Genomic DNA, 25103 nt, shown 5'->3' with positions numbered 1-25103 from the left:
TCCGTTGTCTATAGCAGGCGAAAGTGCGACTCCACATAAATACCAAGATAACGGCAGATATACTGTAAGACAATATGAGGTAATGATTGCGAGATGGGATTTTTATTAATGCTATATTTATCAATGCAGAGTTGTCTCAGGATAACCGCCGTAGCGGTTACCCTGAATATGGACTAGAACCAGGCTTCCCACATCGCCCCGACGTTGAAAGAGTCAAGACGTGTATCTTCGGTGTCGGTGGTGGTGGCAGTATGTTTGTTATCGACTTCACCACCGGTGACATAGAAGCGCAGCATTGGTCTGAAGTCTGCCCCCATCGCAATAGAAATATTTTGAGAGAGAGTCAGTTTCCAGCCTCTGTTATCGCCGCCGGTATCATAATCTACCCGTTGATAACCCGCTTCAAGCCAGGTCGAATGAACATCATTCCAGAAATGCATTGGGCGAATAATGACACCATAGTTACGGCGATTGTCCTCACTATGGTTGCTTCTATCATAATCATGGAATGCGGCGAGGTAGGTCACAGAAGTTTGTGGCGTGAACTTATATGTCCCCTCAACACTGGTATAAATGGTACGAAGGTCAGCTGTTTTGTTATAAACGCTGTTATCGGAATTATCTGAATAACGGGTGACCCATTTATTTTCGATATTTTCACCGGTATGGCTAAGCACTACGGCTGTCTGCCAGGCTTTTAGTTTTTCTTCGCTCTCAATTGCTTTAGAGTCAAAACCATAGTTGGTATACAGCTCAAAATTGATTGGCCCCAACTTCACACCATGTAGTTTCGATGTCAGCGCATAATGGCCGTTATCGCCGGTTCCCGAGCCACCGGTACAGGTAATGCGCGATGGATTTGATTGGTCTGGGACAACTTCTGGGTTACAGGATTGCACCGCACCAACAGCCGCGGCATCAAGTTGAACAACACCAAGATCCAGGTTTTTTATCCCGGCACCTTGTCCGTCGTGGGTCATCCAGAAGTAGTCGTTAATACCTTGTTGTGGGCGCTGATGGAAATCGCGACCAGCCCATAAATAAGCATTCGGTTGAGATTCAAATAAGTTAGTCACCCCGGCGTATGCTTTTTTCAGGTTAACTTCATCACCCCAATGGTCAAGCATGACCACCACATCCCATATTGCGCCATTGTCGCCTTTAAAGGCTTTAGAAAGTTGGAACTCCCCACCGTTGCCTTCATTACCCAAACGACCAATCGCTGAAGAGCCATTATAGGAGCCATCAACACCTACGTATTTTTGGTCACCCGCCTGGAATTGTGCGCCATAACGCGCATAAGCATTGAATTTTAGACCGTAAGGGATAGCCATATCCGGGCTGGGCGGAATGGAGGCTTTCTCTACGATATCTACACTTGGTTTTTGAATAGTCGCGGCTTCTATTTTTTCCTTACGCTCTGCCAGTGCTTTTTCTACTGCGTCGGCCACTATTTTATTAAGTTGTTCAGTAGTAATCGTGGTAACTGTTTCTTTTGCCAGTACAGAAATAGGGCAAAGCGCGGCGATAACCGCCATTGCTAATGGAAGTTGTTTATATATTTTCATCGCTATCTCAATCTAGTATTTTATTATAGTAGGCGATATTATCCCGCCCGAATTTAACAGGATAATAGTGCTATCACCAAAGTAAGGTTGTTTCTATAATTTCATTGGAATAAGTTTTATTTGAATTTTAGGCGTAATAGTCTCTCCGTATAAAATGGATAATATATTTAAAAATTAACGTTGATAAAGATGAATGATTTCTTCTGATAATTCACGAGCCAATAAAGAAGTCATTAAATGGTCTTGTGCGTGCACCATAATAAGTGTCATTGGTTGTCTGGCTTCTCCGGCATCTTGTTCAATCAGCTTGGTTTGCATATGGTGCGCCTGACGGGCAAAGCCATCCGCCTCCTGTAGCAAACTTTTAGCTTTATCAATATCGCCTTTTCGTGCAGCCTGCAGCGCTTCAAAGCACAGGCTACGTGATTGCCCGGCATTAACAATAATTTCCATTACTGCTTCTTCTAATTCAATCATGATTTATTCCTAAATTAATCAAAACCATTATTTGCCGCGGTAGCTGTAAACCATTCCCCGCTTTTTTTAATTGTTCGTTTCTGGCTGGATAAATCTAATTGAATAAAGCCATAACGGTTTTTATAACCATTGCACCAGGACCAGTTATCGATAAATGTCCACATATGGTAGCCAAGACAATTACAACCTTCACTGATTCCTTTATGTAGCCATTTCAAATGCTCGGAAATAAAATCTATACGATATTGATCGTTAATTTGCCCATCTTGGATAAATCGCTCTTCATTTTCTACCCCCATACCATTTTCAGAAATAAAGCAGCGAGGGTTACCATAATTAAGTCGTAAATTGGTCAAAATATCGTAAATTCCGGGTTCATAAATCTCCCAGCCGCGATAAGGATTCATTTTACGGCCAGGCATTTCGTAGGCATCAAACAGCCATTCCGGCATAAAAGGTGCTTGTGGGTTTACCGCACTGTCACGGCATTTTACGCGCCGTGGCTGGTAGTAATTAATACCCAGCAGATCGATTCTGCCCTCAGCAATTAAGGCTTTATCCCCTTGCAGGCGTAGCGGCATTTGGTCGTAATCACACAGTAAATCAATGAGTTCCTGCGGATATTCACCGCGCAATGCTGGATCAAGGAAGCTGCGGTTAAATAAAAGATCTGCATATTCAGCTGCTTTCAGATCAGCAGGGTTCTGCGAGCGTGGATATGACGGGGTCAGGTTCAGCACGATACCGATTTCCCCCTCATACGAACCTGCGCGATATGCTTTAACCGCTGTCGCATGGGCCAGCACTGTGTGATATGCCACGGTTGCCGCACGTCTGAAATCCACCACATTGGGATAGTGGAAGTCATACAAGTAGCCACCTTCGACAGGGACAATCGGCTCATTGAAGGTAAACCAATGCTTAACCCGGTCACCGAATAGCTCAAAGCACACTTCGGCGTAGTGCTTCCAGGCATCAATCACTTCACGGTTTTCCCAACCACCAATCTCTTGCATCGCCATCGGCATATCAAAGTGAAACAAGGTAATAAAGGGCGTAATACCTTGTGCCAAAAGTTCGTCTATCACATTGTTATAAAAAGCGACTGCCTCAGGATTCACTTCCCCAACGCCATTTGGGATTAACCGCGCCCAACTCAATGATGTACGAAAGCTGTTGTGATTCAATTGTTTAAGTAGCGCAATGTCCTGTTGCCAGTGGCGATAGAATGTAGAGGTATCATTCGGGCCAATCTGCTGATGAAAGCGCAATGGTTGGCTGGCGTACCAGGCATCCCAAGTCGTGGGGCTTTTGCCTCCACGCAGGCTTTCTCCTTCAGTTTGCAGTGCAGAACTGGCACTGCCCCACCAGAAGTTATCTGGAAATTGGTATTTCATTAATCTGCTCTCTTTATCAGTTGCTGCGAACGGTATCTGAAAGTGATGGTGCGTTATCTGAGGCTTTTTCCCCTTCAGTTTTGACTAGCGAGCGCTCATAAGCACGCAGGAATGGCAGATAAATCAGGGCAGAAACCATCATACATATCAAGCACATCACGACAGGGCTAAAGGCCCAGTTTGCCGCCCAGGATGCACCAATCGGAGCTGGTGTTGTCCATGGGGTCAGGGAAACCACTTGAGCAAGCCACCCCAGTTTGGTTGCGGTGTAGGCCAGCACGGCGTTGATCATGGGTACGCAAATAAAAGGTATGAACATTATCGGGTTCATAATGATGGGAGCACCGAACAAGATAGGTTCGTTAATATTGAAGAAACTTGGTACTACGCCCAGCTTGCCGATGGTACGTAAATGAGTGACTTTGCTGCGTAATAGCAGGAAAGCCAGCGGTAAGGTAGAACCTACGCCACCAATCAGTAAGTAGTGATCCCAAAAACCTTGTAGATAGATATGCGGCAAAGTTGCGCCGACGGCCAATGCGGCTTGGTTTGCGGCCAGGTTGGTCATCCAGAATGGGCTCATAATACCGGTAACAATTAGTGAACCATGAATGCCGGAGAACCAGAAGATCTGGCACAACAATACTGACAGTAACATTGCTGGCAAAGAGTCTGATGCAGAAACTAATGGAGCCAGTAAATGCATGATAGCTTCTGGAATGATCATGCCAGTCTGCGATTCAATGAATAAATTGAGTGGGTGCAGGGTGGCAATAATGACCAGAACCGGGATCAGAATTTCAAAAGAGCGCGCAACACCGGTTGGCACCTCTTTCGGCAAGCGAATAGTAATATTGTGTTGCTTCAACGCGGCATAAACGCGGGTGGAATAAATTGCGGTAATCAGTGCTGTGAAGATCCCTTGACCAGACAGGTACTGAGTCGAGATTTTGCCGTCGGCAAAAGGTGCTGCGACTAACAAAAAGGCCATAAATGCCAGCAAGCCTGTCATGACCGGATCGAGATTAAACTGCCGGCCCAGACTGGCACCTACCCCCACCGAAATGAAAAATGTCATGACTCCCATACTCAGATTGAATGGCAGCATGAGCTGCGCACGGTAGGTCTGAGAAAAGTCCAGCCACGCCCGGGCAAACCCTATTGTAGTATCGGCAGAAAAGGGTGGGAAAATAAACACCAGCATAAATGAGCCGATGATCATGAAAGGCAATGCTGCGGTAAAGCCATCTCGGATAGCAATAACGTATTTTTGCTGTCCGAGACGTCCGGCTAACGGAGTGATGGATTGTTCAATAACAGCAACCATCGATTGGTAGAGAGAACTCATATGAACACCTTCTTAGTGGGTCGCGTTAATGAGCGACAGTGCATAGTCCAGGACTTTATCGCCACGCTGCATTCCGTAATCCATCATATCAATGGGCTGAACGGGAATGCCGTGAACAGCAGCCTTTTCTGAGAGCATACCTAACATGTATTTCACTTGCGGCCCGAGGAGTACGACCTGATAGCGCGGAAACTGAGTATCAAATTCAGATACGCCAAAAGCATCAATCTCAACAGGAATCCCTCTTTCATCGGCAACGACCCGCATTTTCTTAACTAACATGCTGGTGGACATCCCGGCAGAGCAACACAACATAATCTTGAACATCTACAACCATCCTCAAAATATAAAAACGAGATGAAAAACGATTTTGACACTATATGGAAACCGTTTTCCAATTAGGTAATGCGGCTGTTTCGGGAATGATTGGATATCATACGGAAACCGTTTTCCATCCAAAGTGAATGGAACTGTGATAGCCATCAAAGTCCAGTGTATAAAGGGATTATTTATTTGATGGCTATCACAGCTTTGAGGTTTGGATAACTATTTTGAAACGTGATGGAAATTCGGTTTCCATGACAAATGGAAACGACTATACTCAGGAAGCTGCAATAGTTGGGCCGAGCTGTATTTAGGAATGACAGGCAAGGACTAAAGCCTGCCGAGGAGAGAATCATGTCTACAATCAACGATGTATCACGTTTAGCTGGGGTTTCTAAAGCCACAGTCTCACGGGTGTTGAGTGGTTCACGTGGCGTTAAGGAAGCCAGCCGCCTGGCCGTACTAAAAGCGGTCGATGAACTTAATTATCGGCCAAATGTTATCGCACAATCATTATTGAGCCAGTCTACGGGGTGCATTGGTGTTATCTGTGCGCAGGAAAATATAAACCAAACCACCGGTTATCTTTATGCGCTTGAAAAACATCTGAGTCAGCATCAAAAGCATTTGCTGTTGCGTTTTGCCAATAACAAAGCTGAAGTTATGCAGGCACTGGATGAGTTGACCTGTGGTTTGTGTGATGACGTGCTGATTATTGGTGCCCGTTTCCCGCTTAATCTCGAGGATGAAAGTATTATTCTGGTCGATTGTATGGATGCCGATGCCACGAATAGTATCCATTTTGATCACGCTTTTGCCGCAGAAACCGCCTGCAATTATTTAATCAAACAGGGCAGAAGAAAAATTGCCTTAATAAATCCGGATACCAGCGGGTATGTGGACGAAGTGTTGTTAGGTTATAAACGAGCGCTGGAAAATAACTTTTTGCCCTTCAACCGTGACCTGATCTTCATGGACTCCTCTTCTTCATCGGTGGCGTTACAAGTGCTGCTTAATAGCAGTGCGACACTCAATTTTAATGCCTTGCTGGTGGCTGATGAACGGGAAGCACAAAGTGTTATTCCACAGCTTCAGGCGTTTAATAAATCTGTTCCTGATGACATTATGGTATTTAGCCTGGCCGGGTCATTACATTATCCGGGGGTGCCGACCATTCCTGCAATTGAATATTCTATGGATGCGATGGCAGCGAAAATAGTGGCATGGCTTAATGAGAAAACCAAAAGTGTGTTGGGTTCATACGCATTACGTGGGGATTTAATTATTCCGGATATGCCCGCCAGGAAATGATTTCTGTTTAAAATGGCGCGGTGACTCTCCCTTTGTTTATCACGTCTGTTGTAACAAATCTGTAGCAGCCATAAATTTGGTTGTACGCAGAGAATAGGTGCTGGCATAAAACGACGGGCTGCGCTAACGTGGCCTTCTTTGTCAGCCCCTGCTATTTGTAGATCTTCTGATGACACTATTCACGACTACCCATCACGCAGCAAAAACTGTTTTCAGACCTTTTTTGCAAGACCGCTTGCTGCATATTCTGTTGATTTTAGGTATCGGCCTGACCGCATTGATGCCTGCAAAGATTTCGGCCTTTCCACAATTTATTGACTGGACCACCATTGCCACTTTATTGGGATTAATGCTACTGACGAAAGGCGTTGAGGTGAGTGGTTACTTCGATTTTATCGGTAGGAAGATTATTAATACATTACAGACAGAGCGGCATCTGGCGCTGTTTTTAGTCTTATCGGCTGCAGTGTTATCCTCTTTTCTGACCAATGATGTGGCACTGTTTATCATTGTTCCACTGATTTTAACGCTAAAGAAAATATCTTATTTACCAGTTTCCCGCCTGATTATCTTCTCTGCACTGGCGGTGAATGCAGGTTCGCTATTAACGCCGATCGGTAACCCACAAAATATTCTGTTATGGAGCCGTTCCGAGCTGTCATTTATTGGGTTTACTCTGCAAATGGCGCCGCTGGCGGCAACAATTTTGTTAACCTTACTGGCAGTGACCTGCTGGCGTTTTCCTGCGCGCAAGATTAACAAACACGCTTCCAGCCCGGTTTACCCTTACCAGTCTCGTTTATTACTCAGTTGCCTGGCGCTGTATGTGATTTTTATTATCTGTGTGGATTTAGGCTGGGCAGGGTATGGATTACTGGTTGTTTTTGCCGGGTTACTATTACTGGCACGGCGCGTTTTGCTGGCGATAGACTGGAGCTTGATCGTGGTCTTTATGGCAATGTTTATTGATGTGCGCTTATTGACTGAATTACCCGGCTTGCAGTCACTTTTCGGTGAAATCAAAACCTTATCTGCGGCTGCGGCTTATATATTGGGTATCGGGTTATCTCAAGTTATCAGTAATGTTCCGGCGACCATTTTATTACTTAATTATCTGCCTTCCAGTACGCTGGTGGCTTATGCGGTTAATATTGGCGGTTTTGGCTTCGCTTTGGGGTCTATGGCCAATTTAATTGCGCTTAGAATGGCGGGAGAGCCAGCTATCTGGTTAAAATTCCATGCTTATTCGCTGCCATTCTTATTCTGGAGTGCATTAGCCGGCTGGCTGTTATTAGCGTTCTGAGAGAAGGGGCATCACTTTATTGGCTTAGAGCGAAATAACCTGAGCCAATAAAGTGGTTCAATGCGCTTAGAGAAAAATAGCCAGTAAAAAAGCCATCACAATAATCAGCGCGACAAAAGCTAGTGATGGCTTTTGCAACAAAGATTGCAATGGTTGGGGCAGTGCGACAATCAGCGGGTTAATCAAAGGCTGAATGGTTTTTTGATCTTCGGCTAAACGCTGGGCGGCATTCGCCCGCTCTAATCGGGCGGCAAACAAGACATTAATAATATCGTTAAGCTGCGCTTGCGTCAGCGGTGTGGTTGGGCTGGCCTGGAAACGATTCTGATTATAATCAATCAATAGCTGCTGTTCCTGCGCATCGGCGGGCTGTTTGAGTGCTGTTTGCAGGCTAATCAGTGTCGGGGCGGTTTGCTGGCTGAGGGCCACTTTGACCTGTAAAAACTGGCTGAGTATTTGAAAATGGCGTGCAGGCAGCGGATCATTACTTTTCACTCCCACCATATCAAATAGTGCCTGCCAAATTTTGGTTGGCTGCTCGCCCGTCGCCGCACTGAGTTTTGCCACCAACGATTGAATATGTTGATGTTCCGCAGGTAACAATGGCCTGTCAGTTATCGTTGTTAACTGAGGCTGTGGAATATTCAGCGTACCGGATTGCAGTAATACCAACACCTGTTGCAACTCTGCATGGCTTAACTGACTTAACACCGTATGACCAAACTGCTGACGGATAAAATCGCTCACCGCCTGGCGGTTATTACCTTGGGGCAGCAACTCGGTAAGCTGTTGGCGTAGCTGGTGATTGGCATGGTTTTCCTGAGCCTGAGACAAGCGAGTTTGCAGTAGCTGCTCGGCTGGCTGGAAGTGGCGAGCCAGTAAATCACTGGTGCTGCTAAGGGATAAGTCATGGCGCAAGCCCGCCCAAATCTCGGCAGATTTTATCGGGCTGAGCGCCATGATCCGCACTATCAACTTTTCCAACGTGGTACGTTGTGCCGGGGTCAGCGCCCGCTCTTCCACTTGGCCCGCAGAGGGCAATTTGGTCGGTGCAATATTACTGCCATTGGCAGTGGAAGCACCTGGGCTGTTCAAAGGTTGCATATAACCAGTCCTTCGCAGTGGAGGCGATAGTGTGGAAGATTCATCGGTGATCCGCGGTTAAACGCAGGTTGCGGATATAATACCATGTGGGCGACCCATACCGTCAGGTTATGTTTTTGGCTAAATGCCTTTGTAATGAAATGTCACTTTGACTGATTGTTTAGGCTCAAAGATTGATAATCTAAATTATGCCGCTAAGATGGGCGCTCAACCTTGAATGGGATTGATTTAACAATTTCAGGAATGATTTATTCGACGCAGGGTTTGTCACGAATATCGTTGAGCATGGATAGGATTAAATACGGATAATGTTGAAACGACAACGCGCCGCAAAGTTGTTCCTCTGGCTGGCTTGCCTGGTCATACTGGTTTGTATGACGCAACGCATCGCCAGCTTGCACGCGTTGGAAAAAAGTTTGCTTTTGCCATCATCATCACAGGTTGTTGTCGATGCAAACGACGCCCCAACCCCTTGTGAATTAAGTGCCAAGTCCCTGCTGGCATCACCTCCCGTTCTGTTCGAATTAGCCATTTTCTCTCTGGGTTTATTGCTGCTGTTGTTGGTGCCCATCATTCCAACCAGTATGCGGTTCCCTCCGCCCAGAGTCATATCACCCAGCGGTTTGAGGGTGCACTTGCGATTATGCGTTTTCCGGGAATAGCACAACAACTCTCTATGTTGTTGTAATTAATCTATTTCTGGAGAAAGATAATGTTCAATTTAAGCAAGACAGCGTTGTTCTGTCTGTTGCTGCTATGGATGCCCACTCTTTGGGCGGCAGATAGCGGCTGGCTGGTCAGTGCGCAAAATGACCATGCCAAGGTTCGGGTTCGTGCCGAGCCTTCTGCTGGCAATGAAACCCGTATATTACTCAGTGTTCAGTTGGAGAAAGGCTGGAAAACCTATTGGCGTTCGCCGGGGGAAGGGGGCATTGCTCCTGCTATTGTCTGGTCATCACCTCTCGATACCGTAAAATGGTACTGGTCAGTACCGCAACGTTTTGATGTGTCTGGGATTTCTACTCAGGGCTATCATGAGCAGGCCGTCTTGCCAATCGTGATTTCCGGAAAAGTCCCCAAAACACTCAGCGGAACATTAACCCTGTCGACATGCAGTAATGTCTGCATTTTGACTGATTACCCCTTTAGCCTGGATATGTCTGCGGCAGTCAGTAGCGAAAACCAGCAGCAATTTGAACACGATTTTGCCCAAGCGATGGGGCAAGTGCCGATTGCCAATGCATTGACTCAGCAAATTCAAGCGGGTTTTAGTCAGGGTGAAGTGCAAATTCTTGCTCAGCGTAATGAAGGTTGGCAGCAGCCAGAACTGTTCTTCGATACCCTCGAAGATGTTGATCTCGGGAAACCGGTCGTCACGGTGCAGGGTAATCAACTCTCTGTGCGGGTGCCTGCTACCGATGGATGGGGGGAGGGAACAGGCAATCTGAGCGGTAAGTCGCTGACTCTGGTGATAGCTGATGGTGGGCTGGCGCAAGAGGCGACGGTGACTATCGGGCCAGCGCTGACGTTACCGCAATCCAGTTCCTCATTTTGGTCGTGGATTCTGATGGCACTGACCGGTGGGTTAATCCTTAACCTGATGCCATGTGTGCTGCCGGTATTGTCGATGAAACTAGGCTCCATTCTGCAAACTGAGCATCAAACTCGCCGTCAGGTGCGCTGGCAGTTTCTGGCCTCGTCTGCCGGGATAATCACCTCCTTCTGGCTGCTGGCCTTGCTGATGACGGTTTTGCGACTGGGCAATCATGCGCTTGGCTGGGGAATTCAATTCCAAAATCCGTGGTTTATCGGTTTTATGGTCTTGGTTACCGCACTCTTTACCGCCAACCTGTTCGGGCTGTTCGAGATTCAGCTCTCTTCATCGTTGAATACGCGTATTGCCGCCCCACGCATTGAGAAACCGGGCGCCCGGGGGATAGTCGGTCACTTTGGGCAAGGCGTTTTGGCGACTTTGCTGGCAACCCCGTGTTCCGCTCCCTTCCTCGGTACAGCCGTGGCTTTCGCGCTGGCGGCTCCAATGCCCGCGCTGTGGGGGATTTTTACCGCGCTCGGGGTGGGGATGAGTTTGCCGTGGTTGGCAGTCGCCGCGTGGCCGAAACTCGCGTTGTGCCTACCGCGCCCCGGCCGTTGGATGAATCACTTGCGGATCGCCATGGGCGTACTGATGCTGGCGTCCTGTCTGTGGTTACTTAGCTTGATGATCAGTCATATCGGCCTGCAAACTGCCATTATCATCGCCGGAATAGTCTTGCTGGCATTACTACTGGCTATTGGCAGACGTTACGGCGCTCGCATTGCCGCGATAGTCAGTTTAATCGCCGTGCTGATTGTTGGGGGATTACTGCTGGTGGGGTCATTAACCGCAGATTTATGGCGCAAACCGCTGCATGACAATATCCCGTGGCAGCCATTAACCGAAACAGCCATTAAAAAGGCGTTGGCCGAACATAAACGCGTGTTTGTCGATGTCACCGCCGATTGGTGTGTGACTTGCAAAGTTAACAAGATACACGTGCTGATGCGTGATGATGTGCAACAGGCTTTGCAAGCACCGGATGTGGTGGCGTTACGCGGATACTGGACGCGCCCTTCCGCGGATATCACCGCATTTTTACGTGAACGAGGCAGTGTAGCCATTCCGTTCAATCAAATTTATGGGCCGCAGCAACCGCAGGGAGTGGTACTTTCTCCGCTGCTGGACAGTGATGTTCTGCTGAAAGTGTTGGCCGATGCGAAAGGAAATGAAAAATGAGAATGTTGACTGTATTACTGTTTGTTATGTTTTCGAACCCTCTATGGGCGGCGGCTCCCTTCACTCCTGAACAGGAAGTTCGCATTAAAGAACTGATCCGTGAAACGCTCATATCTAATCCAGATATTCTGGAGCAAGCGGTCAATGCCTGGCAGCAGCAGGCCAATGAAGCACAAGGGCAGCAACTGAGTCAGTTTATCGCGGCGAATAAACAAGCCCTGTATCAAGATCCCGGCAGCCCGCGTTTTGGCGCGACGACACCACAACTGACTTTAGTTTCTTTCACCGACTACAATTGCCCATTCTGTAAAACATTTGACCCATTGCTGGAAAAGTTAGTCAAAGAGTACCCGCAGGTGGCGGTGGTGATAAAACCATTGCCATTCAAAGGAGAAAGCTCGATGACCAGTGCGCGACTGGCATTGACTCTGTGGCAACAGCACCCGGAACAATGGATGGCTTTTCATCAGCGTTTGATGGCGAAAAAGGGCTTCCACGATGCAAGCAGTATTGCTGCGGCACAGAAAAAAACCGGGGTGGCACCGGCTGCGCTAAGTGAGCAAAGCCTGAATGTGCTGCGCTCCAATTTGAAGTTGGCCGACCAACTGGGTATTCAGGGCACCCCCGCTACCTTAATTGGTGACCAGTTAGTACCGGGTGCAATTTCTTATCAAGAACTGGAAGAGATAGTGAAGCAGCAACTGGCACAGGCGGGTAAATGAATCGCTTGAAGCGCTGGGGCAAAGAACTGATAGTTTTATTGCTGCTGGTGGTGGCAGTTTCACTGGCAATGGATTGGCTGCGTAGCCCGCAAGCGCCCGCGAATTGGCCAGGTACGCCCTGGCAAACGCTGGCGGGAAAGACGGTTTCTTTATCTGAAATGAGTCAGGAAAAACCGCTGCTTATCTATTTCTGGGCGACATGGTGTGGCGTGTGTAAATTCACCACTCCCAGTGTCAATCAGTTGGTGCAAGAGGGTGAAAATGTTCTGACCGTGGCGCTGCGCTCTGGAGACTCAGCTCAGGTTGAGACCTGGTTACGCAAAAAAGGCTACCAACTGCCAGTGATCAATGATCCGCAAGGCGAGTTATCCGCCCAGTGGCAAATTAATGTCACGCCGACCGTGGTTATTCTCTATCAAGGAAAAATGGTACAACACACCAGCGGCTGGAGCAGTTATTGGGGGATGAAACTGCGCCTGTGGCTGGCGTCCTTCTAACGTAATATTTTCTCATAGATAGCCCAGTGCCATTAGGCTGGGCTTTTTTCTGCCCCGCACTCCCTGATAGCGGCACTTAGTCGGTTTATTCCTTGAGTTATCAATTCCGGGGAGTTGGCGGCAAAATTCAAGCGCAGGGTAAACTCCCCGTCAGCTTCCTGGGTGTGAAAACCGCCTCCTTTGGCGAAAGTCACGCCCGCTTGCCACGCCAGCGGCATCAAACGCGAAATCGGTGCATTCTGTGGTAGTTGCAGCCAGATAAATAACCCACCATCAGGTATTTCAAACTGACAATCCGGCGGCAATGTCTGGGTGAGAGCCTCGACCATCACATCACGATGCTGGCGATATAAACGGCATGCCCGTCGTAGCTGTTTGTCATATCGCCCGACGGTAACGAAGGCATCCAGCGCCCGCTGAATCAGGTTCGAACTGGTAAAACTATCAACATGTTTTAAACGCGCCAACTGCGTGTAGTGGGGTTGGTCGGCAACCAAATAACCAATACGCATGCTGGGCAGCAACATTTTGGAAAAGGTGCTGACATAAATAACCTCGCCCGGTGCCGCCAGTGAACGCAATGAAGGCAGTTTTTTGCCGCTGTAGCGCAAATCTCCGACGTAATCATCTTCAAGAATCGGCACTCCGGCGGCTCGTGCGAGGTGTAATAGCTGATAGCGGCGGCTTTCACTGAGACAGCGGCCCGTCGGGTTATTAAAATTAGGGATGCAATAAATAAGTTTGGGTTGATGCTTAACCAATAGCGCAGGCAGCGTATCTAATTGCATGCCCTGCTGATCACTGGGTAGCGCAACAACATTCACTTTATGTAGGCGAAACAGGGCAATTGCTTCGGCATAAGTAGGTTCTTCTACCAACACGGTATCACCTGGGGCCAATAATGATTGGCTCACCAAACTGATGGCGTGTTGCGAACCATTGGTTATTAGCAATTGCTCTGGGCGTGTCGCGATACCCTGCGCAGAAAGAATACGGCTCAGGGTATCGCGCAGCGGGTAATAACCGCAGTAATCGCCGTAACTGAATGCCTCCTCAGCATGTCGCCGCAATATCGATTGCAAAATCTGGCGGAATTCATCCAGTGGAAAAATCTTTGGGCTACCAATACCTGCGGCGAAATTGATAGTGTCTGGGGGGAGGGGAATATCAGCATAACCGTCCAGCCGTGAAGTCACGGTGGTAAAACGATCGAGTGGAAATTCCCCTGGTAATAGCGGCTGTGGCTGACTTGGCGGTGGCGGGAGATGGCGAACATAGGCACCGCTGCCGCGTCGTTGTTGCAAAAAACCTTTAGCTGCCAACTCGGCGTAGGCGTTATCCACCGTTAGGCGGCTGACGGACAATTCTGCAGCTAAAGTACGGGTTGACGGCAATTTATCCCCATCAGCAAAGACGCCACTGAGAATAGCCCGCCGTAGTGCTTCTTCAATTTGCAGATACAGCGGAATGTCTTGTTGGCGATCTAAAGGAATATGCATGTGATAACGCCGAAAGTGGCTCAGGCTAGAAATAATACTTTTACTATACCCAATGCCAGCAAGCCTTCAAACAAGAAAAAGTGGCCTGCATCAATCAGGAGAGAAGTGGCTCTGGTGGCACAAAAATGACGGAGTAAAATTGCCTTAAATCAAGCAATGTCGTCAATCTAATGAGGCTGTTATGGCAATACCGGCAGGATTACCCCCATCAATAATTCGTGCTCCGATGGTGGGAGGCGGTTTTTTGACCGGTAAGCGGCAAGGGTATGTACTGGCGCTTATCAGTGCTATGTTATTGGGTTTTACTGGGATTATTATCCGCATTCTCACTGCGCATTATCATTTGCCGACTTCAGTCTTAGCTTTCTGGCGGGCAGGGTTGGTCGCAGCCGTTCTGTTACCTATTTTATTAGTGGTCAAGCCTGAGTGGGCCAAATTACGTCGCGATCAGGTCAAATTCTATTTGGCTTATGGTCTGTTACTGGCGGTATTTAATGGTTTATGGACAGAATCTGTGGCGTTAAACGGCGCATCGATATCCACCATTTTGGTATATTGCTCGGTGGGGTTTACCGTTTTTCTGGGCTGGATTTTTTATAACGAATATATGGGCTGGCGTGAGTTTTTCGTTATCGTTATTAGCATGGTGGGCTGTTTTCTGGTCAGCGATGGGGTGAATATCACGGCAGCAGATTTTAATTTTGTGGGTTTATTCATTGGACTGGCGTCGGGAATTGGTTACAGCTTTTATACTCTGGCCGGGCGAATTGCCACGGATCACCGTTATCCCGTGTGGAATACCATTTTATATGTGTTTGGATTCTCCGCTGTGTATCAGTTGATATTTAATCAACTGTTGTTGTGGTTCCCGATACAGGGGTTACAACAGATGGTGGGAAATCTGTTCTTTTTATCCATCGGGACAGAAGGTGTTCAATGGTCTGGCTGGTGGCTATTGCTGATCCTGGCCGCTGGCCCGACATTACTGGGCTTTGGTCTGTTTAATCTGAGTTTGAAAACGCTTCCGCTGGCAGTCGCCAGCTTAATACTCACCCTGGAATTGGTGTTCACCGCTGTAATTGCTTATTTTCTATTGGATGAAATCTTATCAGCTTCGCAATTACTGGGCAGTGCATTGGTTTTACTGGGCGTATTAATGCTGCATAGAAAAGATAATACTCAGGGTGAGATAGCAACACCGGGAAATAGTGTTATCTCACCCTGAGAGCATTTATTGCGCAGTTTTTCGACGTAGTGGTATGCGCAGACGTTGAGCTAATATCACCCCCGCGAGCGTAATTCCGCCACCAATCAGATGGTAGCTGTGCAACTGTTCATGCAGGAAAGCTACGGCAATAATGGCGGTAAACACTGGCGTCAGGTTCATAAATATCGACGCGGTGTTTGCTCCCAGTCGCATGACGCCGTGAATCCATAAATAAGGCGCAATAATAGAAGCGGGAATGCCGGCAAATAATACCAGCGGGATATTCTGTGCCGTTAATTGAACATCTGCTGCCAACAGGAAGTTCGGTAATAACAGCACCACACCAAAGACAATTTGCATATACAGGGATTGCCAGTTAGGTAATTGAATTGCCCAGCGCTTGGTTAACACCCCGTAGAGAGCATAGGATGCCGAGGCACCGAACATCATCAATTCACCTTTACCGATGCCATGTTGCAGCAATTGCGCCGGGTTACCCGCGCTGACCAACCACACCAATCCCCCTAATGACAATACACTGCCCAGCGCAATCCCGACGGTAGGTGCCACACGCAGCACCACAATGCTAATAAGCACGGTTAATAATGGAATTAACGAACTGAGTATTCCCATAAACAGGGCGCTGACACTGTGGGCAGCGTAATAAGCCAGGCTTTGGTACAACACCATCCCCAATAACCCCAGAATCATCAGTTTCCACCAATAAACGCGGATTGCCTGCCAGTTGCGGATAACGCCCATTAGCAAAAATGGCGTTAGGGTCAGTAATGCCAGTACCCAGCGATAGAAGGAGATTGCCGCCGGATCAATAGCGGTGGCGGAGACCTTGCTGACCACGGCATTAATTGACCAGATAATCACCGCGAATAAGGGGAATAACACATTCATGAACATAATTCTCATTGAGATACTAATGCGGTGCAGTGTAACGCTGTCTGATTTATTCTATATACTGATAATCAGACAATCGTTGCTGTGATTAAGACAATTTTAAACGGGCAGAGCTGTAGGCCGCAGGGTATTGATATGACGATGATAAAACCTAATCTTCCGATGGTTGCTGCCACCGCGCCGCAGAATCTCTCTTTCCGCTGCGAGATATACAATGCCAATACTGAATTTCTGCCCCATACCCATTCCTATGGGCAATTGATCTGTGTTAAATCGGGTGTACTGGCCATGAGCATTGGTGGGCAGCGCTTTCTGGCTCCGCCTGAATTCAGTGTCTGGATCCCCGCCGGAGTCGAGCATTCCAGTTATAACCGTAAATCAATGCATTTTCGCGCTATCGATATCGCGTTAGAACATTGCAAAGAGTTACCCACCTCAGCTTGTCTGATTAATGTCAGCCCGATTTTTAATGCCATCGTGGAGGATTGCTTCGCCCGCGGTTTATTAATGCCGCAAAGCGAACAAGATTTGCGCTTAAGCCTGGTGCTAATTGATCAGCTCAGAGTCTCACCGGTGCAGTGCACCTATTTACCGACCTCACAAGATAAATTGCTGTCGCCCATTTTGGCGGCGCTGGAACGCTGTCCATCAGACAATACCTCGCTGGCAGTTTGGGCCAAACGGGTCTATACCACTGAACGAACGTTATCACGCCGTTGCCAGCAAGAGTTAGGCATGGCGTTTAGTGAATGGCGGCAACGTTTGCGTTTTTTACATGCAATTTCGCTGCTCGAGCAAGGGAGAACGGTGCAAAGTGTGGCACTTGATGTGGGCTATAGTTCAGCGTCAGCTTTTATTACCATGTTCCAGCAAATTTCGGGCACGACACCAGAGCGTTTTCGCCGCACCAACCCCCTTCCTCCTTGATGTCGCAGGGGGGTGGCTATGTTTACGTACCCGAATCACTGACTTGAGTCAGCTCATCGGGGGTATTCGCTTGCCACTTACCTGCAACTCCAACGATTTTGGGGATATACTAAGCGCCCTGTTTTTCATCTGTAGGGCAGCAAGCTGCCGGAGAACAAAGTGAAAATTCTGGTTGATGAGAATATGCCATACGCCGATGCGCTATTTCAGCGGTTAGGTGATGTGCAGGCAGTGCCGGGGCGGCCAATCCCCCTTGATGCGCTGGCTGGTGCGGATGCACTGATGGTGCGTTCGGTCACCAAAGTGAATGAGGCTTTGTTGCAAGGTACGTCAATTCGTTTTGTCGGCACAGCGACCGCGGGCACTGACCATGTCGATGATAACTGGCTGCAACAGCAGGGCATCGGCTTCTCTGCCGCCCCCGGTTGTAATGCCATTGCCGTGGTGGAATATGTTTTTTCTGCGTTGATGATGATGGCCGAACGCGATGGCTTCCAACTACGTGATAAAACAGTTGGTATCATTGGTGTGGGGAATGTGGGATCACGGCTGAATGCTCGTCTGCAAGCTCTCGGGGTGCGGACTCTTCTGTGTGACCCACCACGCGCGGATCGCGGTGATAACGAAACATTCTGGCCGCTGGAAAAACTGGTATGTGAGGCCGATGTTCTCACCTTCCATACACCGCTGAATAAAACCGGCCCTTACCAAAGTCTGCACATGGCAGATGATGAACTGCTGGCGGCTTTACCTGATGGTCGCATTCTGATTAATGCCTGTCGCGGTGCGGTGGTTGATAATGCCGCATTGCTCCGCGCGCTGGAAAAGGGCAAAAAGCTCAGCGTGGTGTTGGATGTGTGGGAACCAGAGCCAGAGTTATCTTTGCCGCTATTGGCCCGCGTTGATATCGGGACACCCCATATCGCCGGATACACATTGGAGGGTAAAGCGCGCGGTACAACTCAAGTGTTTGAAGCATTCAGTCAATATTTGGGCCAGCCACAATCCGTCGAGCTTGCCAGCTTATTGCCACAGCCCGAATTCAGCCAGTTACGGTTAAATGGTGAGTTAGACGAAGGCAAATTAAAACGATTGATGCACTTGGTGTATGATGTGCGCCGCGATGATGCGCCGTTACGGCGTGTTGCTGGTCAGCCGGGCGAGTTTGACCGCCTGCGTAAGCACTATCAAGAGCGGCGCGAATGGTCATCACTTTGTGTGCAGTGTGATGATGCTGCCAGCGCTGAGTTGTTGCAAAAGCTCGGGTTTAGCACCAATACCCTTCGTTCTTGAAGTTGCAGGGGTGTTCGCTACGTTCACTCACCCGAGTCACTTACTTGAGTAAGCTCATCGGGATGAGTTCGCTTGCTGCCTACCTGCAACTCCAATGACTTTGGGTATATCGCATGAATTCGTTAGTAAATGACCATTCTGTTATTTGCATAATTCTTTGTAATTTAATGAACGTTAGTGGAGAAAACCAACATGTCTGACGGCTGGAATATAGCTCTGTTAGGAGCAACGGGCGCAGTAGGTGAAGCCTTGCTGGAGCTGTTAAATGAGCGCCAGTTCCCGGTTGGTGAATTGTATCCTTTGGCCAGCGAGCGCAGTGCTGGTGCGACTGTGCGTTTTAACGGTAAAAGCGTACTGGTTGAAAATGCCGCAGAATTTGACTGGTCACAGGCACAACTGGCTTTCTTTGTTGCTGGCCGTGAAGCCTCACAGCAATACGCTGAAGAAGCGGCCAACGCCGGTTGCTTGGTTATCGACAGCAGTGGTTTGTTTGCCATGGAACAAGATGTACCGCTGGTGGTGCCAAGTGTGAACCCTCAAGTGCTGGCGGAGTATCGCAATCGCAATATTGTGGCGGTCGCTGATAGCCTGACCAGCCAGTTATTGACAGCAATTAAGCCGTTGACCGAGCAGGCCGGTTTGTCCCGCTTGCATGTTACCGCGCTGATTTCTGCCTCCGCTCACGGCAAAGCCGCAGTGGATGATCTCGCCGGGCAAAGCGCCAAGCTGTTAAATGGTATTCCTGCGGAACCCGGTGTTTTCGCTAAGCAATTGGCCTTTAACGTTTTACCGCTGCTGGCTGATGAGGAAGGTAGCGTACGTGAAGAACGCCGTTTAGTGGATCAGGTGCGTAAAGTCTTGCAAGACGAGGGGTTACCTATCTCCGTGAGCTGTGTCCAGTCGCCAGTATTCTATGGTCAGGCACAAGTGGTTCATCTGGAAGCGCTACGCCCAATCGCCGCGGAAGAAGCCCGCAGTGAGCTGGAAAGTTGCGACGATATCCAGTTATCGGAAGAAGATGATTACCCAACACAAGTCACTGATGCCTCTGGCAGTGATGTTTTAAGTATTGGTTGTATCCGCAATGACTATGGTATCCCCGAAGTGTTGCAGTTCTGGTCGGTGACTGACAACATTCGTTTCGGTGGTGCGTTGATGGCAATTGAAACGGCGGAGCGCCTGTTGCAGGAGCAACTATACTGATGTCCGAACTTGAGTTGACTCAGCCAGAAAATACCGTGGCTGAGGCTGCGGGGATTAAAATCGCGCTGGGTATTGAATACAACGGCAGCCGTTATTTCGGTTGGCAGCGCCAGCAAGAGGTTGCCAGCGTACAGGCTTGTCTGGAGGCCGCATTGTCAAAAGTCGCCAATGAGCCTATCGGCGTATTATGTGCCGGACGGACAGATGCCGGGGTGCATGCGACGGGGCAGGTAGTCCATTTTATCACCACAGCCGAGCGCAAAGATGCCGCCTGGACGATGGGCGTCAACAGCCATTTACCGCCTGATATTGCGGTTCGTTGGGTCAAAACAGTTGATGATAGTTTTCATGCCCGCTTCAGTGCCACGGCTCGTCGCTATCGTTATATTATTTTTAACCATCGCTATCGGCCGGCGGTTTTGGCGCAAGGGGTCACCCATTGTTATATGCCGCTGGATGCCGAAAAAATGGAACAGGCTGCGCAATGTTTGCTCGGTGAACATGATTTTACTTCGTTTCGTGCGATACAGTGCCAGTCGCGTACACCCTGGCGAAATGTAAAACATGTCAAAGTTACCCGACATGGCGCGTATATCGTGGTAGATATCAAGGCCAACGCATTTGTTCATCATATGGTGCGCAATATTGTCGGTAGCCTGATCGAAATTGGTTGCGGCAATCAGAGTGTCACCTGGATGGCCGAGTTACTGGCGCTGAAAGACAGATCGCGTGCGGCGGCAACCGCGAAAGCGGAAGGGTTATATTTAGTCTCGGTCGACTATCCTGATCACTTTGCGTTACCCAAAACGCCATTGGGACCGCTTTTTTTAGCTGACGACTAATATTGTTGCCTTATTTTCATACAACAACATGAGTTAGGCGAGTGGATCACTTGGGGCTAAGGATTACCTAAGGAAGTTCAGCTAAGCTCGCTTAATCAAAGATTAAGCACGTTGACTACTCGAGAGTATTTATGGAATTTATACGTTTCGTTATTGATTTTATTTTGCATATTGATGTGCATTTAGCGGAGTTGGTAGCGCAGTATGGCGTCTGGGTTTATGGCATTTTATTCCTGATTCTATTTTGTGAAACCGGTTTGGTTGTCACGCCATTCTTGCCGGGCGATTCTCTGTTGTTTGTGGCGGGTGCATTAGCTTCACTGCCCTCCAATGACATCAATGTTCACATTATGGTTGCTCTGATGGTCACGGCCGCGATTTTGGGTGATGCAATTAATTACACCATTGGTCGGGTATTCGGTGAAAAGTTATTCAGTAACCCGGACTCCAAAATTTTCCGTCGTAGTTATTTGGATAAAACTCATCAGTTTTACGAAAAACATGGTGGTAAAGCCATTATCTTGGCGCGTTTTGTTCCGATTATTCGTACTTTTGCGCCGTTTGTTGCAGGTATGGGCAAAATGTCCTATCGCCATTTTGCTGCTTATAACGTGATTGGCGCATTAGTATGGGTGCTGTTATTCACCTATGCTGGCTACTGGTTTGGTAACATGCCTTTTGTTCAGGATAATCTGAAATTGCTGATTGTTGCCATTATTGTGGTGTCAATTTTACCGGGCGTATTCGAGGTTTGGCGGCATCGGCGGGCAGCAGCACGTCAGAAAAATCAGTAAAAATGTTACCTAAGCCATGGGTTCGACCAGTTTTTTATCTACACTGTCGAACCAATATGGTTTAATGAGTCACATTTATGGTCTGTTCCTGCGGACAATCCGGAGTGAGTGCCTTAGTTACGTCGTATTGGCGTATATCTTAGGCATTTTTTATTGGAATGTTTTCAGGGAGATGGTTAAAGCATGAACAGCGAACTGGCAACAGCCAGGTTCAAACAGAAAGGTCATCAATGAGCTGGATTGAACGAATTCTTAACAAAAGCAATATCACACAAACCCGCAAAGCGAGTATTCCTGAAGGGGTGTGGACGAAGTGCGACAGTTGCGGGCAGGTACTTTATCGTGCCGAGTTAGAGCGCAATCTGGAAGTATGTCCTAAGTGTGATCACCATATGCGTATGTCAGCCCGTGCGCGCTTACATATGCTGCTGGATGCAGGCAGCGAAGTTGAATTGGGTAGCGAACTGGAACCGAAGGACATCCTGAAATTCAAGGACTCCAAAAAGTATAAAGATCGCCTCTCTGCTGCACAAAAAGAGACGGGCGAGAAAGATGCTTTGGTTGCGATGAAAGGAACCTTGCAGGGAATGCCGATTGTTGCCGCTTCATTTGAATTTGCCTTTATGGGCGGGTCAATGGCATCAGTGGTAGGTGCTCGCTTTGTTCGTGCGGTAGAACAGGCACTGGAAGATAATTGTCCACTAGTGTGCTTCTCTTCCAGTGGTGGTGCCCGTATGCAGGAAGCATTGATGTCTCTGATGCAGATGGCAAAAACCAGTGCAGCTCTGGCTAAAATGCAAGAGCGCGGTTTGCCGTACATATCAGTGCTGACTGACCCGACTATGGGCGGTGTATCAGCCAGTCTGGCGATGTTGGGTGATATCAATATCGCTGAACCCAAAGCACTGATTGGTTTTGCTGGCCCTCGGGTTATCGAGCAAACTGTACGTGAAAAACTGCCGCCGGGCTTCCAGCGCAGCGAATTCTTGATTGAAAAAGGCGCTATTGACATGATAGTTCGCCGTCCGGTTATGCGTCAGACGCTGGCCAGCATTTTGTCGAAATTGACTCATCAACCGCAACCAAACGTGGATGGGGTTAAGGCTGATGCGGCTGTGACTGATAATCAGGCTGATGCCTGATGAACTGACCGGGCATCACTCTTATAAGGTGGTGCTCGGTTATCGTGCATTGTCGTAGCTTGAGCTTTGCTGCTTTCAATAAGAAAAGATATACCCAAAGTAATTGGAGCTGCAGGTAGACAGCAAGCGAATAAATCCCGATGAGCTGACTTAAGTCAGTGATTCGGGTGAATGAACGCAGCTAACAACCCTGCGGCTTCAAGTACGAAGGATATAAGGCCAGTGACGGGACTTATGAACAACCATCAAACTCCCCAAGCCACGTCGCCTTTGGCCGCGTGGCTTTACTATCTTGAGCGTTTGCATTCTCAGCCAATCGAGCTGGGGTTGGAACGTGTTAAACAGGTTGCTGAGCGTTTGGACTTGCTTAAACCTGCCCCCAAAATCTTTACCGTTGCCGGTACGAATGGCAAAGGCACCACCTGTTGTACCCTGGAATCAATTTTACTTGCAGCGGGTTTGCGGGTCGGGGTTTACAGCTCACCCCATCTTTTGCGTTACACCGAGCGCGTCCGTATTCAGGGGCAAGAACTGCCTGAAGCGGAGCACAGCCATTCTTTTGCTAAAATTGAAGCTGGGCGCGAAGGTATCTCACTGACTTACTTCGAGTTCGGCACTTTATCTGCCCTGCAACTGTTTAAGCAGTCCAACCTTGATGTGGTGATTCTGGAAGTGGGGTTGGGGGGGCGTTTGGATGCGACCAATATTGTTGATTCAGATGTTGCTGCCATCACCAGCATTGCGATCGATCACACCGATTGGCTGGGCTTTGACAGAGAAAGCATTGGCCGTGAAAAAGCCGGCGTTTTCCGTGCGGGTAAACCCGCAGTGGTAGGCGAACCTGATATGCCACAGTCGATTGCAGAGGTTGCGGCAACACTCGGTGCGCACCTGTATCAACGCAATATTGCCTGGCAGTTCAGCCAGCAAGACTCTTCTGGTCAACAAAAAAACGCTTGGAATTGGCAATGCGATGAACGCCAATGGAACGATTTGCCGTTGCCGAATGTGCCGCTCGCCAATGCTGCGACAGCTCTGGCAGTATTACATTATTCTGGATTGCCATTAAGCGAAGATGTAATTCGTCAGGGGTTGCAGGCCGCCAGTTTACCGGGGCGTTTTCAGATAATCAGTGAGCAGCCGTTGTTGATTTTGGATGTGGCTCACAATCCCCACGCAGCGCGTTATTTGACTGATAAACTGGCTCAATTACCGAAACAGGGCAAAGTGCGTGCGGTGGTTGGGATGTTATCGGATAAAGATATTGGTGGTACGCTGGCGTGTTTATCTGAGCAAGTCGATGAATGGTACTGCGCACCGCTGGAAGGGCCGCGCGGGGCGAGCGCGGAGCAATTAGCCGAGCATTTGGCGCAATCACGCCAGTTTAGTGATGTCGAAACTGCCTGGCGTCAGGCCATGCAGGATGCAGAACCACAGGATGTGGTCATTGTCTGTGGCTCTTTCCATACGGTTGCTCATGTTATGGCTGCCATGGATTTGTAACAGCTCGAGTTTATCAAGACATTGAAATGGGGAGTGCGAGTGGCAAGTAAGTTCCAGAACCGTTTAGTCGGGACCATAATTCTGGTGGCGTTGGGCGTGATTGTGTTGCCGGGGCTGCTGGATGGTAAAAAGAAGCATTATGAGGATGAGTTTGCTGCCATCCCATTAGTGCCAAAACCCGGTGATAGTCAGGAGATTGATGCGGTTCCTCCGGTCAGTCAGCCCCTGCCTATTGCGCCTCCGGAAGGTGCAGCGCAAGCCGTGGCAGTCCCTAAAGATGATTCCGGCTCAGAGGCCGCTAATGACGCCGGTAACCTACCGTCTGAACCGACTATCGTGGCACCCCCCCCGGTACAAAGTAAGCCGGTTGAAGTGAAACCTGTCGAGAAGAAACCAACTGAGGTTAAGCCAGTAGAAGTCAAGCCAGTACCCGTCGAGAAAAAACCGCAGGAAGTTAAGCCAAAACCTGAGGTTAAACCGCCAGTACAACCAGAAAATAAACCGGTCGCGGAAGAAAAAGCGCCAGTGGGGCAGGCCTATGTTGTCCAACTGGGGGCACTGAAAAATGCGGCCAAAGTGAATGAAATTGTTGCGACGCTGCGCTTGTCAGGTCATCGTGCATTTACGGTGCCCGCGACACCGGTTCAAGGTCAGATTACCCGCGTGTATGTTGGGCCAGATGCGTCAAAACAAAAACTGCAATCGGCCTTGCCAGAGCTTAATTCATTAAGTGGTCTGAATGGGCAGGTTAAGCCCTATGGTACGGGGCGCTAAAGTTTGATTAAGGGTTAAGACATCAGGGTGTATAGGGTTTTTCGCGTTAAGTTTGTGCGGCGATTGTTGTTTTTAAAATCGCCGCACTTTAATTTGTCGCCGGCAATAATTCCTCTACGCAAACGTTTTCTTTTTCTGTTAGAATTCGCCGCGAACAGGATGCAGCGGCGATTTCGTCATTGG

23 protein-coding genes are annotated in these 25103 nt (G+C 48.6%); 15 read left to right on the top strand and 8 right to left on the bottom strand.

Annotated elements, in window-relative coordinates:
• Positions 1–173: 173 nt before the first annotated feature.
• From FTB31_RS03995 to FTB31_RS03975, 5 genes are all read right to left on the bottom strand, one after another.
• On the bottom strand, positions 174–1568 hold the full coding sequence (locus FTB31_RS03995; RefSeq protein ID WP_050078373.1) for a carbohydrate porin: 1395 nt from the start codon (positions 1566–1568) through the stop codon (positions 174–176).
• Positions 1569–1742: 174 nt separating this feature from the next.
• Entirely contained in the window at positions 1743–2045 is a 303-nt protein-coding gene (locus tag FTB31_RS03990) for a PTS lactose/cellobiose transporter subunit IIA (protein WP_005171894.1), read from the bottom strand.
• Positions 2046–2059: 14 nt separating this feature from the next.
• On the bottom strand, positions 2060–3442 hold the full coding sequence (locus FTB31_RS03985) for a glycoside hydrolase family 1 protein (protein WP_227719393.1): 1383 nt from the start codon (positions 3440–3442) through the stop codon (positions 2060–2062).
• 16 nt (positions 3443–3458) lie between these two features.
• Positions 3459–4790 (bottom strand): PTS sugar transporter subunit IIC, encoded by a 1332-nt coding sequence (locus FTB31_RS03980; protein WP_050078371.1) that lies wholly within the window; start codon positions 4788–4790, stop codon positions 3459–3461.
• Positions 4791–4802: 12 nt separating this feature from the next.
• On the bottom strand, positions 4803–5117 hold the full coding sequence (locus FTB31_RS03975) for a PTS sugar transporter subunit IIB (RefSeq protein WP_050078370.1): 315 nt from the start codon (positions 5115–5117) through the stop codon (positions 4803–4805).
• Positions 5118–5468: 351 nt separating this feature from the next.
• Between FTB31_RS03975 and FTB31_RS03970 the strand changes: the two genes are divergently transcribed.
• Positions 5469–6425 (top strand): LacI family DNA-binding transcriptional regulator, encoded by a 957-nt coding sequence (locus FTB31_RS03970; protein WP_050078369.1) that lies wholly within the window; start codon positions 5469–5471, stop codon positions 6423–6425.
• 169 nt (positions 6426–6594) lie between these two features.
• Positions 6595–7728, top strand: coding sequence for an SLC13 family permease (locus FTB31_RS03965; RefSeq protein ID WP_050078367.1), 1134 nt, complete (start codon positions 6595–6597; stop codon positions 7726–7728).
• Positions 7729–7794: 66 nt separating this feature from the next.
• Here the strand turns inward: FTB31_RS03965 and flk are convergent, their stop codons facing one another.
• Positions 7795–8832 (bottom strand): flagella biosynthesis regulator Flk, encoded by a 1038-nt coding sequence (gene flk, locus FTB31_RS03960; RefSeq protein WP_050078365.1) that lies wholly within the window; start codon positions 8830–8832, stop codon positions 7795–7797.
• A 308-nt stretch (positions 8833–9140) separates the two neighbouring features.
• On the opposite strand from flk, the gene FTB31_RS03955 reads away from it, so the two are divergent.
• The 4 genes from FTB31_RS03955 to FTB31_RS03940 are packed head-to-tail and all read left to right on the top strand — an operon-like array spanning position 9141 to position 12824.
• Positions 9141–9494 carry a copper resistance protein gene (locus FTB31_RS03955; RefSeq protein WP_227731108.1) on the top strand — a complete coding sequence of 118 codons (354 nt, stop codon included), beginning with the start codon at positions 9141–9143 and terminating at the stop codon, positions 9492–9494.
• Positions 9495–9544: 50 nt separating this feature from the next.
• On the top strand, positions 9545–11605 hold the full coding sequence (locus tag FTB31_RS03950) for a protein-disulfide reductase DsbD family protein (RefSeq protein WP_227731107.1): 2061 nt from the start codon (positions 9545–9547) through the stop codon (positions 11603–11605).
• Entirely contained in the window at positions 11602–12327 is a 726-nt protein-coding gene (locus FTB31_RS03945; protein WP_050078360.1) for a DsbA family protein, read from the top strand. Before FTB31_RS03950 ends, FTB31_RS03945 begins: the two co-directional genes overlap by 4 nt.
• Positions 12324–12824, top strand: a complete 501-nt coding sequence (locus FTB31_RS03940; protein ID WP_077173824.1) for a protein disulfide oxidoreductase — start codon at positions 12324–12326, stop codon at positions 12822–12824. The genes FTB31_RS03945 and FTB31_RS03940 overlap by 4 nt, the downstream gene beginning before the upstream one ends.
• A gap of 32 nt (positions 12825–12856) precedes the next feature.
• Here FTB31_RS03940 and pdxR read toward each other — a convergent pair whose 3' ends face one another.
• Positions 12857–14323: a MocR-like pyridoxine biosynthesis transcription factor PdxR gene (pdxR, locus tag FTB31_RS03935; RefSeq protein WP_175627971.1), complete on the bottom strand. Its 1467-nt coding sequence runs from the start codon at positions 14321–14323 to the stop codon at positions 12857–12859.
• Between the two features lie 181 nt (positions 14324–14504).
• On the opposite strand from pdxR, the gene FTB31_RS03930 reads away from it, so the two are divergent.
• Positions 14505–15548: a DMT family transporter gene (locus FTB31_RS03930; protein ID WP_227719391.1), complete on the top strand. Its 1044-nt coding sequence runs from the start codon at positions 14505–14507 to the stop codon at positions 15546–15548.
• A gap of 6 nt (positions 15549–15554) precedes the next feature.
• On the opposite strand, the gene FTB31_RS03925 is transcribed toward FTB31_RS03930, so the two are convergent.
• The gene (locus tag FTB31_RS03925; protein WP_050078353.1) at positions 15555–16439 is read right to left on the bottom strand and encodes a DMT family transporter; all 885 of its coding nucleotides are present in this window, start codon (positions 16437–16439) and stop codon (positions 15555–15557) included.
• 144 nt (positions 16440–16583) lie between these two features.
• Here FTB31_RS03925 and FTB31_RS03920 point away from each other — a divergent pair, with 144 nt between their 5' ends.
• The 8 genes from FTB31_RS03920 to dedD all read left to right on the top strand — a co-directional run bounded on the left by FTB31_RS03920 (position 16584) and on the right by dedD (position 24920).
• On the top strand, positions 16584–17369 hold the full coding sequence (locus tag FTB31_RS03920; protein ID WP_050078399.1) for an AraC family transcriptional regulator: 786 nt from the start codon (positions 16584–16586) through the stop codon (positions 17367–17369).
• A gap of 159 nt (positions 17370–17528) precedes the next feature.
• Positions 17529–18662, top strand: a complete 1134-nt coding sequence (gene pdxB, locus FTB31_RS03915; RefSeq protein ID WP_050078352.1) for a 4-phosphoerythronate dehydrogenase PdxB — start codon at positions 17529–17531, stop codon at positions 18660–18662.
• A gap of 192 nt (positions 18663–18854) precedes the next feature.
• A complete protein-coding gene (locus tag FTB31_RS03910; protein WP_077173828.1) occupies positions 18855–19865 on the top strand; it encodes an aspartate-semialdehyde dehydrogenase in 1011 nt (336 codons plus the stop codon).
• Positions 19865–20707: a tRNA pseudouridine(38-40) synthase TruA gene (truA, locus tag FTB31_RS03905; protein WP_227719389.1), complete on the top strand. Its 843-nt coding sequence runs from the start codon at positions 19865–19867 to the stop codon at positions 20705–20707. The genes FTB31_RS03910 and truA overlap by 1 nt, the downstream gene beginning before the upstream one ends.
• A gap of 131 nt (positions 20708–20838) precedes the next feature.
• Positions 20839–21501, top strand: coding sequence for a DedA family protein (locus FTB31_RS03900; protein WP_005171830.1), 663 nt, complete (start codon positions 20839–20841; stop codon positions 21499–21501).
• A gap of 230 nt (positions 21502–21731) precedes the next feature.
• Positions 21732–22643 carry an acetyl-CoA carboxylase, carboxyltransferase subunit beta gene (gene accD / locus FTB31_RS03895; RefSeq protein ID WP_077173830.1) on the top strand — a complete coding sequence of 304 codons (912 nt, stop codon included), beginning with the start codon at positions 21732–21734 and terminating at the stop codon, positions 22641–22643.
• Between the two features lie 234 nt (positions 22644–22877).
• Positions 22878–24146, top strand: a complete 1269-nt coding sequence (gene folC, locus FTB31_RS03890; RefSeq protein WP_227719388.1) for a bifunctional tetrahydrofolate synthase/dihydrofolate synthase — start codon at positions 22878–22880, stop codon at positions 24144–24146.
• A gap of 39 nt (positions 24147–24185) precedes the next feature.
• Positions 24186–24920, top strand: coding sequence for a cell division protein DedD (dedD, locus tag FTB31_RS03885; protein ID WP_050078348.1), 735 nt, complete (start codon positions 24186–24188; stop codon positions 24918–24920).
• Positions 24921–25103: the final 183 nt, after the last annotated feature.

This window comes from Yersinia proxima (assembly GCF_902170785.1).
Lineage (GTDB): Bacteria > Pseudomonadota > Gammaproteobacteria > Enterobacterales > Enterobacteriaceae > Yersinia > Yersinia proxima.
This window is presented reverse-complemented; position numbering and strand designations above follow the sequence as displayed.

Excerpts from the sequence above, each read along its gene's own strand:
- FTB31_RS03925 (WP_050078353.1), bottom strand. The coding sequence starts at position 16,439 with ATGAATGTGTTATTCCCCTTATTCGCGGTGATTATCTGGTCAATTAAT.
- FTB31_RS03930 (WP_227719391.1), top strand. The coding sequence starts at position 14,505 with ATGGCAATACCGGCAGGATTACCCCCATCAATAATTCGTGCTCCGATG.
- FTB31_RS03995 (WP_050078373.1), bottom strand. The coding sequence starts at position 1,568 with ATGAAAATATATAAACAACTTCCATTAGCAATGGCGGTTATCGCCGCG.
- FTB31_RS03920 (WP_050078399.1), top strand. The coding sequence starts at position 16,584 with ATGATAAAACCTAATCTTCCGATGGTTGCTGCCACCGCGCCGCAGAAT.
- FTB31_RS03985 (WP_227719393.1), bottom strand. The coding sequence starts at position 3,442 with ATGAAATACCAATTTCCAGATAACTTCTGGTGGGGCAGTGCCAGTTCT.
- accD (WP_077173830.1), top strand. The coding sequence starts at position 21,732 with ATGAGCTGGATTGAACGAATTCTTAACAAAAGCAATATCACACAAACC.
- folC (WP_227719388.1), top strand. The coding sequence starts at position 22,878 with ATGAACAACCATCAAACTCCCCAAGCCACGTCGCCTTTGGCCGCGTGG.
- FTB31_RS03955 (WP_227731108.1), top strand. The coding sequence starts at position 9,141 with ATGTTGAAACGACAACGCGCCGCAAAGTTGTTCCTCTGGCTGGCTTGC.
- FTB31_RS03980 (WP_050078371.1), bottom strand. The coding sequence starts at position 4,790 with ATGAGTTCTCTCTACCAATCGATGGTTGCTGTTATTGAACAATCCATC.
- FTB31_RS03940 (WP_077173824.1), top strand. The coding sequence starts at position 12,324 with ATGAATCGCTTGAAGCGCTGGGGCAAAGAACTGATAGTTTTATTGCTG.
- pdxR (WP_175627971.1), bottom strand. The coding sequence starts at position 14,323 with ATGCATATTCCTTTAGATCGCCAACAAGACATTCCGCTGTATCTGCAA.
- FTB31_RS03900 (WP_005171830.1), top strand. The coding sequence starts at position 20,839 with ATGGAATTTATACGTTTCGTTATTGATTTTATTTTGCATATTGATGTG.
- FTB31_RS03945 (WP_050078360.1), top strand. The coding sequence starts at position 11,602 with ATGAGAATGTTGACTGTATTACTGTTTGTTATGTTTTCGAACCCTCTA.
- FTB31_RS03990 (WP_005171894.1), bottom strand. The coding sequence starts at position 2,045 with ATGATTGAATTAGAAGAAGCAGTAATGGAAATTATTGTTAATGCCGGG.
- FTB31_RS03910 (WP_077173828.1), top strand. The coding sequence starts at position 18,855 with ATGTCTGACGGCTGGAATATAGCTCTGTTAGGAGCAACGGGCGCAGTA.
- flk (WP_050078365.1), bottom strand. The coding sequence starts at position 8,832 with ATGCAACCTTTGAACAGCCCAGGTGCTTCCACTGCCAATGGCAGTAAT.
- FTB31_RS03965 (WP_050078367.1), top strand. The coding sequence starts at position 6,595 with ATGACACTATTCACGACTACCCATCACGCAGCAAAAACTGTTTTCAGA.
- FTB31_RS03975 (WP_050078370.1), bottom strand. The coding sequence starts at position 5,117 with ATGTTCAAGATTATGTTGTGTTGCTCTGCCGGGATGTCCACCAGCATG.
- truA (WP_227719389.1), top strand. The coding sequence starts at position 19,865 with ATGTCCGAACTTGAGTTGACTCAGCCAGAAAATACCGTGGCTGAGGCT.
- FTB31_RS03970 (WP_050078369.1), top strand. The coding sequence starts at position 5,469 with ATGTCTACAATCAACGATGTATCACGTTTAGCTGGGGTTTCTAAAGCC.
- FTB31_RS03950 (WP_227731107.1), top strand. The coding sequence starts at position 9,545 with ATGTTCAATTTAAGCAAGACAGCGTTGTTCTGTCTGTTGCTGCTATGG.